Origin of the sequence: Burkholderia sp. JPY481, from assembly GCF_038900515.1 — a bacterium.
GTDB classification, from domain to species: domain Bacteria; phylum Pseudomonadota; class Gammaproteobacteria; order Burkholderiales; family Burkholderiaceae; genus Paraburkholderia; species Paraburkholderia youngii.
The window spans coordinates 1-255 of the sequence record NZ_JAYMRT010000219.1 but is presented as its reverse complement, the minus strand read 5'-3'; the positions used below and the strand labels follow the sequence as shown (position 1 = coordinate 255).

Annotated in this window: 1 protein-coding gene; it reads right to left on the bottom strand. The window is 64.3% G+C overall.

What is annotated here, in order from left to right:
- The coding region (locus VSR82_RS40430) for an ABC transporter permease subunit (protein WP_498858968.1) at nt 1-255 on the bottom strand (255 nt) is incomplete at both ends.

The window sequence follows — 255 nt, the reverse complement described above, 5'->3', positions numbered from 1 at the left end:
GACCCGACGGACGGAACACGAGCACGACGATCAGCACGATGAACGCGAACACGTCCTGGTAGTTACTACCGAACACGCCGCCCGTGAGGTTGCCGATATAGCCGGCGCCCAGCTGCTCGATCAGGCCGAGCAGCACGCCGCCGACCATCGCGCCGCCGAGATTGCCGATACCGCCGAGCACCGCCGCGGTAAAGGCCTTCAGGCCAGGGATGAAGCCCATGTAGAAGTGCGCGTTGCCGTATTCGGACGCGATCA